We start from the raw sequence: 16,664 nt of genomic DNA on the forward strand, positions 1-16,664 counted from the left end.
ACGCGTCCCGGAACAGAGAAACTAAGCGGGGCTGCCTAAGCGGGGCTGCCTAAGCGGGGGCGCCTAGGTTGTCCGCAACCCCGGCCAGGACCACCGATGATACTTGGACTGGGCGTCCCCGACTGGGCGTCCCCGACTAGGCGTCCCCGATCAAACCTGGTAAAGTAGGCGGGGCGCGCAGCCTAGCCGCCACAATTATTAAACACAACAAAAGCATCCCCTCAAAGGATGCTTTTGTTGTGTTTGGGGGGCTTGCATTTCAGAAAGAAGGCATTCCTACTCTACTTGATTTACCCGTTTCGGCCATCGTCGCTTCTCGCTTATTTACCTTTCTATTCAAGCATTAGAAGCTCGATCGTTACTCCAAAAATTCATTGAAGTACTCCTTAGGAAAACTCGATTGTATCATCGTTGATAGCGACGCCCTCCATTGCGAGATTTTGTTTCTTGGATATTCATTCTCGCGGAGCCTGGATGCTGACGAGAATGATTGTGATTATGCGGTTGGATTCTATCGGTCTTGGCGTGCTTTTAGCCTACATGGCAAGCTCCGCACCGGGAATTTGGGAAAAGATGGCGGAGATTGCGATTTTTATTAATCACAGGTCTAGTTTCATTTTACGTCACATTTTGGATGGTCTGCAATGGAGGACTCTACCTTAATTCCATTACGCTAACAAACAAGCTCTTCTTTCCGTGAGCACTATCTGCATTATGATTGTCTTGCCTGTTATGACAACATTAGATGTAAAACCGGGATGGATCAAAAGTTGAGTGAGGTTTATCAGCAAGATATCCTACTCGATGTATCTGGTCAATTATTCGATCGTTGGACAGTTAATGAAGACCACAACAATAGGTACTCGTTCCGGGGTATATGGCCCGTTGCTGTACGTTATCTATTGGGTGGCGACCGTTACAATCTCGACATTGATGTATCACTACATCGAGAAACCTTTCTTGACAATAAGAGATAGGTATTTCAGAGATGAACCACTAAAAACGGTCAGAACGAACTTTTATCCTGTTGATGTTTGATTAATAGATACCCTAGTAAAGCGCGCTTTTGGGTAGATGCTTGCGGTTGGTTGTCATGAATTCGATTGCCGCGCCGGTAATACCTTTTACGTCAAGGCCACATTCATGGTATAGTTCCTGAGGTTCGCCGTGTTCTATGATCGTGTCGGGGATACCCAGCCGTCTAACGTGGCTTGTATATCCGTTGTCGATCATAAATTCCACGACAGCACTGCCAAATCCGCCCTGTAAGCAACCATCTTCCAGGGTGATGACCCTGTCGTAGGAAGAGAATATATTGTGAAGCAGAGCCTCATCTAACGGCTTTGCAAACCGCATATCGAATAAACCGGCGTCGATGCCTTGCTTTTTCAATTCTTCACAGGCTTGCAAAGCGAAATTGCCAAGTGGCCCGAAGGATAGTATGGCAAGGTCCGTACCGTCTTTGATCTTCCTTCCCTTTCCTATCTCGATCTCCTCAAACGGCGTTTTCCAGTCCGGCATGACGCCATTGCCTCTCGGATAACGGATCGTAAATGCATTTTTACCCGACTGAAACAATTCCAGCTGCGCAGTGTACATCATATTCCTCAGCTCCTGCTCGTTCATAGGCGAGGCTACCACCATATTTGGAATGCAACGCATGAAAGCGATGTCATATACGCCATGGTGGGTTGGGCCATCCGCTCCCACCAATCCTGCCCTATCAAGGCAGAATATTACAGGCAATTCCTGAATACATACATCGTGTACGACCTGGTCGTAGGCGCGCTGCATGAATGTCGAGTAGATGTTACAGTACACCACATCACCTCGAGTTGCCATACCCGCCGAGAACGTTACGGCGTGCTGCTCGGCGATGCCTACGTCGAATGCCCGCTCAGGAATGGCTTCCATCATGATGTTCAATGAGGAGCCAGAAGGCATTGCGGGTGTGATACCGACTATCTTCGGATTTTGTCTGGCCAATTCCACGATAGTATGGCCAAATACGTCCTGATATTTTGGTGCCTGTGGCGTATTGTAAACTTTCTTCTGAATCTCGCCTGTTATCTTATCAAAGATGCCCGGAGCGTGCCATTTCGTCTGGTCTTTTTCGGCCGGGCCGTAGCCCTTTCCTTTTACGGTAAGGCAATGCAAAAGCTTGGGACCAGGAATGTTTTTGAGATCTTTAAGTACCTCGGTAAGATGGCTGATATCATTTCCATCAATAGGGCCGAAGTAGCGCAATCCGAGCGATTCGAACAGATTGCTCTGGCGAAGGATCGCTGTTTTCATCGCTGTTTCGACCTTGGAAACAATTTCCTGGGCGCTCTTGCCGAAGTTGCTCATTTTTCCGAGCAGGTTCCAGACTTCGTCCTTGAACTTGTTGTAAGTCTGCGAGGTGGTGATGTCGGTCAGGTATTCTTTCAGCGCACCGACGTTCGGGTCGATGGCCATGCAGTTGTCATTAAGTATGATCAGCAGGTTGGAATCCGTAGCACCGGCATGGTTCATGCCTTCGAAGGCTAAACCGGCAGTCATGGCGCCGTCGCCGATGATCGCAATGTGCTGGCGTTCGAAATTCTTTTCCAACGCGGATGCTACCGCCATTCCGAGCGCCGATGAAATGGATGTAGACGAGTGGCCTACGCCAAATGCGTCGTAAATGCTTTCTTTTCTTTTGGGAAAACCGGAAAGTCCGCCGTAAACGCGGTTAGAGTGAAATGCATCGCGCCGGCCGGTAAGTATTTTATGGCCGTAAGCCTGATGGCCCACATCCCAGACTAGCTGGTCGTCGGGCGTATTGAATACGTAATGCAGTGCCACGCTCAGCTCGACCACACCCAGACTGGCGCCGAAATGCCCGCCGTAAACCGACACATTATCGATGATAAATTGCCTTAACTCGTTGCAAACCTGCGGAAGCTGAGAACTGTCCAGTTTTCGAAGATCTTCGGGAGAATTAATTGTTGCTAATAATTTTCCTGGCGTTATAAGCATACCGTAGGGCTATTGAATCAAATTTACTGGCTGTCCGCTTTGTTAAATAGTCACAAAATTAAGCAAATACGCATTAAGTCTGACTATTATTTTTGCTGGCTCGCCTTGAACAGCTTCTGCTTCTCCTCGCGGGTCAGGCTTTCGTAGCCTGATTTCGAGATCTTATCCAGGATCGAATCGATTTCCATCTGATCAGGCATTTCAATCGTACCCGATGACGACGATGAATATACACTGGTGCTGCGGTACACCTGCCGTTCACGATAGGTGACCTGCATGGACGGCCGTTTCCGGAAAATGCGTGACCATACCGATAATAGTCCGTAGATCGGTTTACCCAAATCTGTCCCGTTTTGCAGCAATTTGATGAAAATATAACCTGTAAATGCGCCTCCCAAATGCGCCAGGTTTCCACCTGCATTAGGCCCCACAGTCTGCGCAAGCGAGAGAATGATATAGAATAATGCAATGAACTTAATACGAACAGGACCTAAAAAAATCAGGTTGAATGTATAGTTTGGAAGCAAAGTGGATGCTCCGACTGCCACGGAAAATGCCGCAGCCGACGCGCCGAGCATTCTGGAACCTTCAATATGCGCCTGAAAGTAAGGCAGGAGGTTATACAAAACAATGTAAATCAGCCCCCCAGCGATCCCGCCCAGCATGTATAGCGCCACTACTCTTTTTGCGCCCAGGTATTCATCCACCAGTTTTCCGAACCAGTAGAGAAAGAGCATATTGAAAAGAATGTGAAAGATATCATCGTGTGTGAAGAAATACGTGATGAGCGTCCAGGGCTTATATACGAATTCTCCCGTAGCGGCCGGAAGTTGTAACATATTGATCACCAGTGCGTATACGTTCGAAGATTGGGATAGGGTGAGCACAATCTTCATGAGCAGCAGAATCAGGAACACTGCTGTATTGATCAGGATAATTTTTACAAGCGCATTCTCGGATTTCGCGAATTCCCTTTTAACGTCGTCAACAATATTGCTCATCTTCTAATAGAAATTTGATTTTTGCGTACCCCAGTAACGCAACAATATATATGCAAATAGCATTCCTCCAATGTGTGCGAAGTGGGCAACATTATCGGACTGAGCATTTTGTATTCCTGAATACAATTCAAAAAGCCCATAAAAAGCAACGAAATATTTTGCTTTTATAGGGAACGGTACGAACAGGAGAAAAAGCTCCGTATTTGGAAACAACAAACCAAACGCCATCAGGATGCCAAAAATTGCTCCCGAAGCGCCGACCATCGGTATGCTGATAGACCAGGCATAAAAACCTTGTACCAGCTTAATACTCTGTTGAATATACACCGAATTGGTTGGATTTCCTTCGAAAGAATTCAAAAAGTCTAGGTTCGGCTCGTAAAGCGGTTCGGCGTGCTTGCTCAGGAAATCGGCCAGGCCGTCCGGTGTAGGATTTTGGGTAAATAACTCAACAGCATTTGCTACCTGCCAATTCTCATAAAGGCCTATTCCCGAGAACAGAAGCCCCGCGCCAATGCCGGTTACAAAGTAAAAAATCAGAAAGCGCTTCGGCCCCCAGATCCTTTCCAGCAGCGGCCCGAACATGATCAGACCGAACATATTGCTGAAAAGGTGACCAATGCCTCCGTGCAGGAACATGTAGGTAACAAACTGGAAAATGTGGAACTCCGGTGACATTACCGGCATGAGCGCGAACTGGCCTTTCAGGCTGAAAACAGAAGAATCAATAAAGTAGAATAGAATGTTCAGAATTAATAAATTCCTTACCGTGGGGGTTATGGCTAACATATAAGATTCAAATTCAAAGATTTATCTTCAATAAACTTCACAATTCCGGTTTTTGTTTCTCAACCCCGGAATATGTTGGCCAGTTTATCCATCGTCAGCAAAACGATGATCGGCTCGCCGCCCGGCGTCCGGTTCGGGTCCGAGGATGAAAACAGCTGGTTGAGCAATGTGTGTATTTCGACGTACGAAAGTTTGACGGCGTATCGTACTGAAAAACGTTTCGCCAACGATCGTGAAAGACTTTCCGGCTTATTCAGTTTAAGGTCGGAATAACTCTGTTTAAGTTGCTCGATCAACTCTTCGAACAAATCCTGCTCACTTTCTTCAGGCAAATCGGCCGGAATGCCGCGGATGATCAGTTCATTGGACCCGAATTCGTCAAACTCAAAGCCAAGGCTTCTGATCTCCTTTTTCGTTTCATGCACAAGCTGCATATCCGAATGCGTGAGGCGGATGGTTTTTGGAAAAAGAAGCTGTTGGCAGGCCCCATTGCGGTTGATGAGCATCTTGCGGTACCGCTCGTAAAGAATGCGCTCATAGGCCGATTTTTGATCAATGAGCATAATGCCGTCCTTCACCTGAGACAAAATGTAGCGGTTATGGAGCTGAAACAACAGCGCGTCGGCCTCGGGTGCGGCAATTACTTCGGAAGCCATCCGGTTCACCTTGCTGGCGACCGTTTTGGCTTGTTCCTGGTACACCGGCCTCGAAGCCGTGCTTGCACTCATCTCGAAAGCAGCAAGCTCGCGGTGCCGGTCTTCGGTATTTTGCAAACCTTCGAACAGCTTGCTCCAATTGGTCAGGTTGGATTTCGACGCGCCGCTCTCGCTCTTGCGCGGCTGTGCGGCCCAGTCGGGCATTACCGTGCGCGGAATGAGGTTATTGTTCGGCTCCGACGGGGATGGATTTAGAAAGTTTATATTTTCTTCAAAATCAATGGATTGTGAGAGATTATAAACCCCTACCGCCTTTTTCACGGCGGCCATAATGATCGCATATACTGACCGCTCGTCGTCGAATTTGATTTCCGTTTTAGTGGGATGGATATTGATATCGATATGTGACGGGTCGATGTCAATAAACAATACATAAAACGGGTGGCTGCCTTCCGGAATGGTACCATCGAATGCGCTGATCACCGCGTGGTGCATGTAATTATGCTTGATGTAGCGGTCGTTCACGAAAAAGAACTGCTCGCCGCGGGTCTTCCGGGCAAATTCGGGCTTGCCGATATAGCCGCGAACATTGATGTAGGAAGTGTCTTCCTGGCAATAAGCCAATTGCTCACGATAGCTTTTACCGTAAATATCAATGATTCTCTTGACCAGTTTCACCGATTGAAGGTTAAAGACCTCCGTATCGTTGTGATGGAGCGTGAAACCTACCTCCGGATGCGCCAATGCAACCCGTTGGAACTCGTCGAGCACGTGGCGCATTTCGACGGAATTGGATTTCAGAAAGTTTCGTCGGGCCGGTACATTGAAAAACAGGTTCCTGATCGAAAAATTAGTGCCTTTCGGACAAGCCACAGCCTCCTGGGTTTTGATTTCCGAACCGTCGATGCGGATCAATGTGCCCAGTTCATCCGATTCTTCGCGCGTACGCATCTCCACCTGCGCCACCGCGGCGATCGACGCCAGCGCCTCACCACGGAAGCCCATTGTCCTGATCCTGAACAGGTCTTCCGATTGCCGGATCTTGGAAGTAGCATGCCGTTCGAAGCACATCCGCGCGTCGGTTTCCGACATTCCGCTGCCATTATCGATCACCTGGATCAGCGTCCGGCCAGCTTCGCGGAGTATGACCTGCACTTGCGTGGCCTTCGCATCAATCGCATTTTCCATGAGCTCCTTTACCACCGAAGCGGGTCGCTGAACGACCTCTCCCGCGGCAATCTGGTTGGCTATGGAATCGGGTAATAGTTGAATGATGTCGGATGAAGGCATGTCGGAAGTGGCAGTTAACTTTACTATAACAAATAAACAAAAATTTTTTTTACTGCTCGGCTTATAATGGTGGGTAACAAATTGGGTGAAATTGCTTTTTCAAGAATTCCAATTGAAATAATTACATTAATAATTCAAATTTTACACAAAACGAGAACGTTAGTATTGTAAAAAGTTGTTGACTATTAATTAATTGTATAACTTGGGATACTAAACCGATGTTATTAAGCACCTGATCCTGTTATGAAAACGCCAATTATCAAGAGATTTAACTTTACCATGGCACTGCAATGGCTGATCTTTTTACCAGTCATTCTGCCTCTTTGTATCATTTTTGGCGCCGTACAAGGCGTAATGAATATGGTTGAAAAAATGGCGCACAGGATGTGGGTTGACATGGAATTGTAACACCAGCATCGACGTATTTAGTCAGCATATCAGGTAGATATAAATGAAAAGAGCCCGGAAAACTCCGGGCTCTTTTCATTTACGGTTATTACTTAGAATTTCCAGCGTACGAATGCTTCCATTGCTTCGTACTCGGCGAGGCCAAGTGAATCGTACAGCTGAGCGGTTCCACGGTTGCGCTCTTCGGCACGCTGCCAAAACTCGCGGGAATCCTCACCCTGGAACACCACACCGTCTTTCTGGGACTGGTGCTTGAAAATTCCCTGGCGTTTTTTCAAAACCTGGTCGGGGCTCATTGGAACGGCCATCTCGATTTCATAAATATCCCATTCAGCCCATGCGCCGCGGTACAACCATACCCAGCAGTCCTTCATGAAATTCTTATGTTTCGAACGCTGCAATGCGGCCTCGATAGCGTCCCAGCACACTTTGTGCGTTCCGTGCGGATCGGCGAAGTCGCCGGCGGCGTAGATTTGGTGTGGCTTAACTTCTTCAATCAGGTTTTCGATGATTTTGATATCCTCTTCACCGATCGGCTTTTTCTGAACGGTACCTGTTTCGTAGAAAGGCATATCCAGGAAATGCGCCTGGCTGGTTGGGATACCTACGAAACGGCAGGTAGCCTTTGCCTCGCCACGACGGACGAGACCTTTCACCTTGCGAACCTCAGGCGTATCGATCTCGCTATTTTTGGTATGTCTCAAAAAGTCTTTCGCATCCTGGAACAGTTTAGTCGCATTCGGGCTATCGATTGCGAAGCCATTGTTGAAGTCGACTACGAAATCAATGAAACGCAATGCTTCGTCATCGGCTACTGCAATGTTTCCGGAAGTCTGGTAGGCAACGTGTACCTCATGGCCCTGGTCGACGAGGCGCTGGAAAGTACCACCCATTGAAATAATATCGTCGTCGGGGTGCGGGCTGAAAATGAGCACACGTTTTTTCGCAGGCTGAGCGCGTTCCGGACGGTGCGTATCATCCGCATTGGGTTTTCCACCCGGCCATCCGGTGATAGTATGCTGCAATTGGTTGAACACATTGATATTGATCTCATAACCGGCGCCATATTGTGCCAGTAGATCGCTCATACCATTGTCGTTGTAATCCTTGTCAGTCAGTTTCAGGATTGGTTTTTTCAAGGTTTGCGATAAATGTGTTACCGCTTTCTTGATCATTTTATTGTCCCAGATCACCGAGTCAACAGCCCAAGGCGTTTTGATGCGGGTCAGCTCGGAAGCCGCGCTTTCGTCAACTACAAAAGAAACATCGGCGTGTGCTTGCAGGTACGAAGCAGGGTTAAGCTCTGTCACAGGGCCTTCCACGGCACTTTTGATTACCGAAGCTTTTCTTTCACCCCAGGCCAGCAGAACGATGCGGCGTGCATTCAAAATCGGTGCAACACCTAGCGTGATCGCTTTGCGGGGTACATTATGCAGTCCACCGAACTCCATGCTGGCAGCTGCGCGCGTAGAGTGGTCGAGCGTGATAAGGCGTGTATGCGAGTTGATCAATGAGCCAGGTTCGTTGAAACCGATGTGGCCATTACCACCAATACCGAGCAATTGGAAATCCAGTCCGCCTACCGCATTGATTTTGTTCTCGTAAGACATACAGTAATCACGCAGCAAGGCAGCGGGTACCGTTCCGTCCGGAAGAAAATAGTTTTCTTTCGGAATATCGACATGATCGAACAACTGCTCCTTCATGAACCGGTGGTAGCTGTAAATGGAATCCGGCTCCATTTGGTAGTACTCATCCAGGTTAAAAGAAATCACATTCTTGAAGCTCAAACCTTCTTCACGGTGCATACGCACGAGGATTGCGTAAACAGTCTTCGGCGAAGAGCCGGTAGCAAGCCCCAGAACGCAAGGTTTTCCTTCCTTTTGTTTCTGACGGATCAGGTCCGAAATCTCTTTCGCAACCGCGTAGGACGCCTCTTTGGAATCGGCAAAAATCTGCGTCGGGATTTTTTCATAGGTAATAGGTTGTCCTATGGTGCCGGAAGTGCCTTTTCCATTGTTGGAAGCTTGCATCAGGATTGTTTGTGGACTTACCGTTTGTTGGCTCATAACTAAATGTTAAATTATGTAAGAGTTTCGTGAATAGACTTCGGATTAAACTGCAAGTTACTCATGTGTTCGATCACGCACGAACGATTTGACCACAAAAGTACAACGGAAAACAATTATTCTTAAAATAATTTAAGAAATAACTTATACTTAAAATTACGCTCGTCGCGCCACTACGGGCTATTTCCCCAGACGCGGCTAATCCGGCGCTTCGCACTTTAAAGATAAAGTAAGTGTTAGTATTTTATTCCAAAATAATTGCTTGTATTTTTGCGGCTTATTCCAAGAGTATCACACCATTTTTTCTGACAAATCCCATGTCTACACTCACCAGCGTTGAACGCGACACCGCCATTTTTGATCTGATCAACAGAGAAAAACATCGCCAGGAGTCTGGTATCGAACTGATCGCTTCTGAAAACTTCACATCGCGCCAGGTGATGGAGGCGTCAGGCAGTGTGTTGACCAACAAATATGCGGAAGGTCTTCCAGGCAAACGTTACTATGGCGGTTGCGAGGTAGTTGACGAAATCGAGCAGATCGCGATCGACCGTTTGAAAGAACTTTTCGGTGCTACCTGGGCTAACGTACAGCCACATTCGGGAGCACAAGCCAATACGGCCGTTTTCCTTGCTTGCCTGAACCCGGGTGACAAGATTATGGGCTTTAACCTCGCACACGGAGGTCACCTTACACACGGCTCGCCTGTGAACATTTCAGGTAAATATTTCCAGCCTGTGTTTTATGGTGTTGAAGCAGAAACAGGTCTGATCGACTGGGATAAAGTTGAGGAAACCGCATTGAAAGAACGTCCGAAGCTTTTGATCTGCGGTGCGTCCGCATATAGCCGTGACTGGGATTACGAGCGCCTGCGTGCGGTGGCCGACCAAATCGGTGCATTGTTGATGGCTGATATTTCCCACCCTGCCGGCCTGATCGCTAAGGGACTTTTGAAAGATCCGTTCGATCACTGCCACATTGTAACTACTACAACGCACAAAACACTTCGCGGCCCACGCGGCGGTGTGATCATGATGCGCAACGACTTCGAAAACCCATTCGGTATCAAAACCCCGAAGGGCCAGCTGCGCACCATGTCATCGCTTTTGGATTCGGGCGTATTCCCGGGCACACAAGGCGGGCCTTTGGAGCACATTATCGCTGCCAAAGCCGTTGCATTCGGAGAAGCGCTGAGCGAAGGATATTATAACTATGCAACCCAGGTTGCGAAAAATGCACAGGCAATGGCCAAAGCATTCGTTGACAAAGGTTACCGCATTATCTCAGGCGGTACCGACAACCACCTGATGCTGATCGACCTGCGTACAAAAAATGGCGTAGAATCAGGCCTGACTGGTAAGCTGGCTGAAAACACGCTGATCAAAGCGGACATTACCATTAACAAAAACATGGTTCCTTTCGATGACAAATCGCCGATGGTAACCTCCGGTATGCGCGTAGGAACTGCTGCGATGACGACCCGCGGATTGGTTGAGGCCGATATGGAACGTATCGTTGATCTGGTGGATACCGTTCTGGTTAACAATGACAACGAAGCGAAAATCGCCGCTGTTAAAACAGAAGTGAACGAATGGATGAAACAATATCCATTGTATTAACATTATATAAGGTTGCAGAATGCTGCGCGGTAACTTTGGTTGCCGCGCAGTTTTTGTTTTATGATGTAGGTTAATAGGCTGAGTCACAAATCAAATGGTCTTCCATGCATTTGTCACTGCTAGCCGTTCGTTTATTATTGGTCCACAGGAAATACATATCACAAAGAATTGTGTCCTAACTTGTTTTGACTTAATAAGTTTTTCATAACTTTGCACTCCAAAATCGAATTATTTGATATGAGCAAGAAAAATACGGGCGAATCTGGGATCGAAATCATCGAATCTCCGGAGGCATTAGCAGGCCAGATCAATAAAGCAGAGGTTTTTTTCCTAAAAAACCGTAAGGTAGTTCTTGGAATCGGGGTGGCGGTTGTGGTTGCTATTGCTGGATTTGCTGGTTACCGTTTTTATATAGATGGTCAGGAAGGCACCGCCCAGAATGCACTTGCAAGTGTCGTGTACGATTTTGAAGCAGATTCATTGCAGAAAGCATTGAACGGAAGCGGCGGTAATGAAGGTCTTCTTTCTATTGCCGACAATTACAAAGGAACCGATGCCAGCAACCTGGCCAGCTTCTACGCCGGTGTAGCTTTGTTGAAACAAGGCAAATACGACGACGCTATCAGCCGTTTGCAATCATTCAGTTCTTCCGATCTGTTGATCCACGCGCGTGCCCAATCCTTGATCGGTGACGCTTATCTCGAAAAAAATCAGCCTGCTGAGGCCATCTCATACTATCAGAAAGCCGCTGATTATGAGAAAAACGAATATTTTACACCCGTTTATCTGATGAAACTGGCACTCGCTCAGGAGAAGGCTAACCAGCCAGCTGATGCAGTTGCAACCTATAAACGTGTTGTAGACGAGTTCCCACTGTCCTCGGAAGTGGTGAATGCGAAGAAATATATGGGATTATTAGAGGGACAGGTCGGCAAATAATGGTTAACCATTCTGTTTCTGAAAAAGGATAAAGCCGACCGAGGTTTTATCCTTTTTTTATTCATTTAATCCAAAGTTTTAAAAACAAGACATTTTCTAATTAACCTCTTGAAAATCAATGTCAAGTGCCGATAAAAATCTGAGCGTATTCACCACGGAAGGACTTCCGGATATCAGCAATAAAAAATTTGCGATCGTCGTAGCCGAATGGAACAGCGAAGTGACCGAAAAACTGTTCGAAGGAGCTTACCAGACGCTGATTACCTACGGGGCGCTTCCGGCGAATATCGTCAGAGGTAATGTGCCGGGGAGTTTCGAGCTTACCATGGCCTCTCAATGGTTCGCTCAGCGTGCGGATATCGATGCGGTGATCGCATTGGGTGTCGTAATCCAGGGCGAAACAAAGCATAACGATTATATCAACCACGCGGTGGCGCAAGGCATCACGAATGTCAGCCTGAAATACGACAAACCGGTAATTTTCGGCGTACTGACTCCCAACAATATGGAGCAGGCACTGGAACGGTCTGGCGGCGTACACGGCAACAAAGGCGACGAAGCGGCGATGACGGCGATTAAGATGGTCGGGCTTAAATTAATTTTGAATGACTGAATGAGTGAATAGGGCGCGACCCTGTCTGGCAACGCAAGTCACAGTTTGATTTATTTGCATGAAGAATATTCACTCATTCACACATTCAGTCATTCAAAACTCACACATTCAGTCATTCAATCAATCATTCATTCAGTCATTCATTCATTCAGTCATTCAATCATTCAGTCATTCAATCATTCAAAATTAGTTATGCAAGTCTGGAAATTTGGCGGTACTTCGGTAGGGAAGCCTGAGCGCATGCACTCAATCCGCGAACTCCTCAACAATGATCCTAATCGTAAAATTGTCGTATTATCGGCCCTTTCCGGATCGACCAACGCGCTGATCGCTATCGGAGAAGCAGCCAAATCGTATGACGACGCCAAGGCTGCGGCATTGATTGAAGAATTGAAAAATCACTACGATTTGTTCATCAAGGAATTGTATTCAACTCCTGAGGGGCTCTCAGCTGGTCAGCAGATCGTGGATTCAGAATTCGGGTTTATCAAATCGGTGGTAAGCGTGAAACCTTTCACCATCAAACAGGAGAAAGAACTCGTTGCGGAAGGAGAAATATTGAGTACCAAAATGTTCCAGGCGTATCTGGAAGAAAAAGGAGAGAGCTCGGTATTGCTGCCTGCATTGGATTTCATGCGCATTGATGCGGATGGAGAGCCTGAGCTGGCTACGATCGAGGAGAAATTGGTAACTATTTTAAACCAATATACCGACAAGCAGACGATCGTTACGCAAGGGTTCATCTGCCGCAACCCGCGGGAGGAAGTGGACAACCTGAAAAGAGGTGGTTCCGATTACACCGCGTCGTTGATCGGCGGAGCGATCCGTGCAGATGAAATCCAGATTTGGACCGATATCGACGGAATGCACAACAACGACCCGCGCATTGTGAAGCGTACCTTCCCGATCCGCGAGCTGACGTTCGAAGAGGCGGCTGAGCTGGCTTATTTCGGGGCGAAAATCCTGCACCCGAGCACCATTACCCCTGCCAAGTTGCGTGGCGTACCGGTTCGTTTGAAAAACACCATGCAGCCGGAAGCTCCCGGAACGCTCATCGCGACCCAGACTTCCGACCGCGACATTAAAGCCATTGCCGCCAAAGACAATATCACGGCAATCTACATTCACTCGACCCGTATGCTGAATGCTTACGGCTTCCTTCGCCGGGTGTTTGAGATTTTCGAGAAATATAAAACGCCGGTGGATATGATCACGACCTCAGAAGTATCGGTGTCGGTAACGATCGATAACTCCGAAAACCTGGAACAGATCAGTGCCGAATTGCGTGAATTCGCCGATTTGGAGGAACATGACCGCGACCAGAATATCATTTGCATAGTTGGTAATTTCAGCGCCGATAAAGAAGGTATCGCATTGAAAGTGCTGGATGCGATGAAAAATATTCCTATACGAATGATTTCGTATGGTGCTTCGGAACATAACCTGTCGTTGCTGATTCATTCCAAATACAAAGCGGAGGCATTGAACGTCCTCAACGAGCGCCTGTTCTTTTACGAGGACGCGATGAAGGATATTTTCACTGCTCCCTGATCTCAAAGCATTCAAATACTAAAAAGCTGATCGCCGAAAGCCGACAGCCGACAGCCCAATGTTACAAACGAATTTTATCCGCGAAAACCGCGAGCTGACGATCGCGGGACTGACCAAAAAGCATTTCAAGGATGCTGAGCAGGCGGTTGACCGCATTATCGAACTAGATGGCAAACGCCGCCAGGTCCAGCAGGAACTAGACGATGTGCTGGCTGCGTCCAACAACAAAGCCAAGGAAATCGGCGCACTGATGAAAGCCGGCCAGAAAGCCGAGGCAGAAGCCGCCAAGGCTGACACGGCTGCATTGAAAGAGCGTTCCAAAGCGTTGGAAGAGGAGCACAAGGAGTTTGAAGAAGCTTTGCTGCAAGAGCTCGTAAAGCTGCCAAATCTCCCGCATGAGAGCGTTCCGGAAGGCCGGACTGCCGATGATAACGTAACTGTCCTCGAAGCCGGCAGCAAGCCGGAATTGCACGAAGGCGCATTGCCTCACTGGGACCTTATCAGGAAGCTGGGTGGTAGCCAGGCTCCGATCATCGATTTTGAATTGGGTAACAAAATTACCGGCGCGGGTTTCCCTGTTTACAAAAGCAAAGCCGCGCGACTGCAACGGGCAATGATCGCATTCTTCCTCAGTGAGGCTGGCAATGCCGGTTATACCGAAATACAACCGCCGATTGTGGTCAATGCAGATTCAGGTTTTGCCACAGGGCAGTTACCTGACAAGGAAGGACAGATGTACCACGCAACTGTTGACGATCTCTACCTGATCCCGACTGCCGAGGTGCCGGTTACCAACTTGTATCGCGATGTAATCGTGCAGGAAAGTGAATTACCGGTTAAGAATGCAGCATTCACGCCGTGCTTCCGCAGGGAGGCAGGTAGCTGGGGCGCACACGTACGCGGACTGAACCGTTTGCACCAATTCGATAAGGTGGAAATTGTGCAGATCAGCAAACCGGAGGAGTCTTACAAAGCCCTCGACGAAATGGTGGAACATGTGAGAAGCCTTTTGGAAAAACTGGAACTGCCCTACCGCATTCTGCGACTTTGCGGTGGCGATATGGGTTTCACATCCGCATTGACCTACGATTTCGAAGTATGGTCGGCAGGGCAGCAGCGCTGGCTGGAATGCAGCTCGGTTTCTAATTTTGAAACCTACCAGGCCAATCGCCTGAAACTGCGCTACAAGAATGCCGATAAGAAAACGCAGCTGCTTCACACTCTGAACGGCTCTGCATTGGCATTGCCGCGTATCCTGGCCGCATTGCTGGAAAATAACCAGCAGCCGGATGGAACGGTAAAAGTACCGGCTGTCCTGGTGCCATTCTGCGGTTTCGATTTGATAGAATAGCATTCAAAATACCTATTAGGAAAGGGCTCTCATTCTGGTGAGGGCCTTTTTGCGTTTCGGAGCAAGGCGGTTACGCCGGTTTGGTCCATAATGAGCCTTCCTACCTTTTCAAATGCGGCTCCTTCTTCGATTTTGAATGTATTTTGAAATTGATGGCCGGTAATGCGGGTTCGGAAACAGTGGAAGCTTAGCTGGGAATGGCCGGTGTAATGCGAAATCAGCTCATGCAGGTGGGTGGAGACGAGAAAATACGAGCCCTCAAAATTTGCGAAGCCATCAAGTACTGTTTTCGAGCAATGAAAAGCGTCTTCCTGATTGGTACCCCGGAACAATTCGTCCACAATCACAAAGCATCTTTCCCCGACGCTCAATGCCTGGGAAATTTGTTTGATCCGTATCATTTCATTGTAAAAATGGCTGAAACCCTGATCGAGATCGTCGGAAAGGTGAATGGAGGTAAAAAGCCGGTCGGTAAATGGTAACCGAAGCGATTGTGCAGGCACGGGCCATCCGAGGTGTGCGAGGTAAACCAGAATACCGCAGGTTTTAAGAAATGTGGTTTTGCCGCTGGTGTTTGCACCGGTGAGAATGCACACCGGCTGGTCGGACCCCAGTGAGAAATTGTTGGCGACGGCATCCGTGATCAAGGGATGCCAGACTGAGTCCGCGCGGAAGCCATTTAAACGTGGGTCAAATTCCGGAAAGGTGAGCTGGTGCCTACGGGCCGTTTTGATGATCGCCTGGCAGGCGTCCAGCCGGTAGAGCGTGTCGAGCATCTGCCGAAATTCGTTCCTATGGCTGATCCGGAAATGGTAGTCGAGGTAGAATATGGAGCCATTTGAAAGTTTGCCATCATTCCTTTTTAGAAATGCTGATAAAACAGGGGAGAAAATAAATTTCCTGAGCTGATCGATATCTTCCTTTATCTCATCGGGAATTACCGTTTCGGAGAGGTTATTGAGCGTGTTTTCAACTGCCCGCGCGAGCCGTAAAGTAGCCAGCACACCGCTTTGAATGCGGTAATATTCACCTTTGTTTTTGACTGAATACAACCAGGTATCGAACCAGTGCTTCACGACGTCCTGCGACATCGAATGCGCCACGCTCAATGCAAAATAGCTTTCCGCCGCCGCTGCATAAGCTTTTGCAATATTGATCTGCCACGCATTCGGCCTTGCCGCGATGGTTTTTAATAACTTTTGAAAACGGCGAATATCGTCGAGTGTTCCCTTGGGTTTGGTGATGATGCTTTTGAGATAGTCAGAACCTCCCAGCGTTTCAGTTTGATTGTAAAAGGCGAATATGCTTGCCGTCCGGCTGTTTTCGGGCAGAAGTTGTAGTTCGTGTAAGGTATGCCGGTCGACGGGCTGCATTCGGG

General features: G+C 48.0%; 12 protein-coding genes. 6 read left to right on the top strand and 6 right to left on the bottom strand.

Going from position 1 to position 16,664, the window contains the following annotated elements; all coding sequences use genetic code 11:
- Positions 1-1,050: 1,050 nt before the first annotated feature.
- The 4 genes from dxs to mutL form a co-directional block, all read right to left on the bottom strand.
- The gene (dxs, locus tag AAHB90_RS07930; RefSeq protein WP_342084408.1) at positions 1,051-3,000 is read right to left on the bottom strand and encodes a 1-deoxy-D-xylulose-5-phosphate synthase; all 1,950 of its coding nucleotides are present in this window, start codon (positions 2,998-3,000) and stop codon (positions 1,051-1,053) included.
- Positions 3,001-3,086: 86 nt separating this feature from the next.
- Positions 3,087-4,001 (bottom strand): rhomboid family intramembrane serine protease, encoded by a 915-nt coding sequence (locus AAHB90_RS07935; protein ID WP_342084409.1) that lies wholly within the window; start codon positions 3,999-4,001, stop codon positions 3,087-3,089.
- 3 nt (positions 4,002-4,004) lie between these two features.
- The gene (locus AAHB90_RS07940; RefSeq protein ID WP_342084410.1) at positions 4,005-4,790 is read right to left on the bottom strand and encodes a rhomboid family intramembrane serine protease; all 786 of its coding nucleotides are present in this window, start codon (positions 4,788-4,790) and stop codon (positions 4,005-4,007) included.
- 59 nt (positions 4,791-4,849) lie between these two features.
- Positions 4,850-6,736, bottom strand: coding sequence for a DNA mismatch repair endonuclease MutL (gene mutL / locus AAHB90_RS07945; protein WP_342084411.1), 1,887 nt, complete (start codon positions 6,734-6,736; stop codon positions 4,850-4,852).
- 243 nt (positions 6,737-6,979) lie between these two features.
- Here mutL and AAHB90_RS07950 point away from each other — a divergent pair, with 243 nt between their 5' ends.
- Positions 6,980-7,144, top strand: a complete 165-nt coding sequence (locus AAHB90_RS07950; RefSeq protein ID WP_176885078.1) for a hypothetical protein — start codon at positions 6,980-6,982, stop codon at positions 7,142-7,144.
- A 92-nt stretch (positions 7,145-7,236) separates the two neighbouring features.
- Here the strand turns inward: AAHB90_RS07950 and nagB are convergent, their stop codons facing one another.
- A complete protein-coding gene (gene nagB / locus AAHB90_RS07955; RefSeq protein ID WP_342084860.1) occupies positions 7,237-9,177 on the bottom strand; it encodes a glucosamine-6-phosphate deaminase in 1,941 nt (646 codons plus the stop codon).
- A gap of 353 nt (positions 9,178-9,530) precedes the next feature.
- Here nagB and AAHB90_RS07960 point away from each other — a divergent pair, with 353 nt between their 5' ends.
- The 5 genes from AAHB90_RS07960 to serS all read left to right on the top strand — a co-directional run bounded on the left by AAHB90_RS07960 (position 9,531) and on the right by serS (position 15,286).
- On the top strand, positions 9,531-10,832 hold the full coding sequence (locus AAHB90_RS07960) for a serine hydroxymethyltransferase (RefSeq protein WP_342084412.1): 1,302 nt from the start codon (positions 9,531-9,533) through the stop codon (positions 10,830-10,832).
- Positions 10,833-11,069: 237 nt separating this feature from the next.
- Positions 11,070-11,771 carry a tetratricopeptide repeat protein gene (locus tag AAHB90_RS07965; RefSeq protein ID WP_342084413.1) on the top strand — a complete coding sequence of 234 codons (702 nt, stop codon included), beginning with the start codon at positions 11,070-11,072 and terminating at the stop codon, positions 11,769-11,771.
- A 118-nt stretch (positions 11,772-11,889) separates the two neighbouring features.
- Positions 11,890-12,384: a 6,7-dimethyl-8-ribityllumazine synthase gene (gene ribH, locus AAHB90_RS07970; protein ID WP_342084414.1), complete on the top strand. Its 495-nt coding sequence runs from the start codon at positions 11,890-11,892 to the stop codon at positions 12,382-12,384.
- Positions 12,385-12,576: 192 nt separating this feature from the next.
- Positions 12,577-13,935 (top strand): aspartate kinase, encoded by a 1,359-nt coding sequence (locus AAHB90_RS07975; RefSeq protein ID WP_342084415.1) that lies wholly within the window; start codon positions 12,577-12,579, stop codon positions 13,933-13,935.
- Between the two features lie 58 nt (positions 13,936-13,993).
- On the top strand, positions 13,994-15,286 hold the full coding sequence (gene serS, locus AAHB90_RS07980; RefSeq protein WP_342084416.1) for a serine--tRNA ligase: 1,293 nt from the start codon (positions 13,994-13,996) through the stop codon (positions 15,284-15,286).
- Between the two features lie 29 nt (positions 15,287-15,315).
- On the opposite strand, the gene AAHB90_RS07985 is transcribed toward serS, so the two are convergent.
- Entirely contained in the window at positions 15,316-16,659 is a 1,344-nt protein-coding gene (locus AAHB90_RS07985; RefSeq protein WP_342084417.1) for a MutS-related protein, read from the bottom strand.
- Positions 16,660-16,664 lie beyond the last annotated feature (5 nt).

The sequence above is a fragment of the Dyadobacter sp. OTU695 genome, assembly GCF_038440355.1.
Lineage (GTDB): Bacteria > Bacteroidota > Bacteroidia > Cytophagales > Spirosomataceae > Dyadobacter.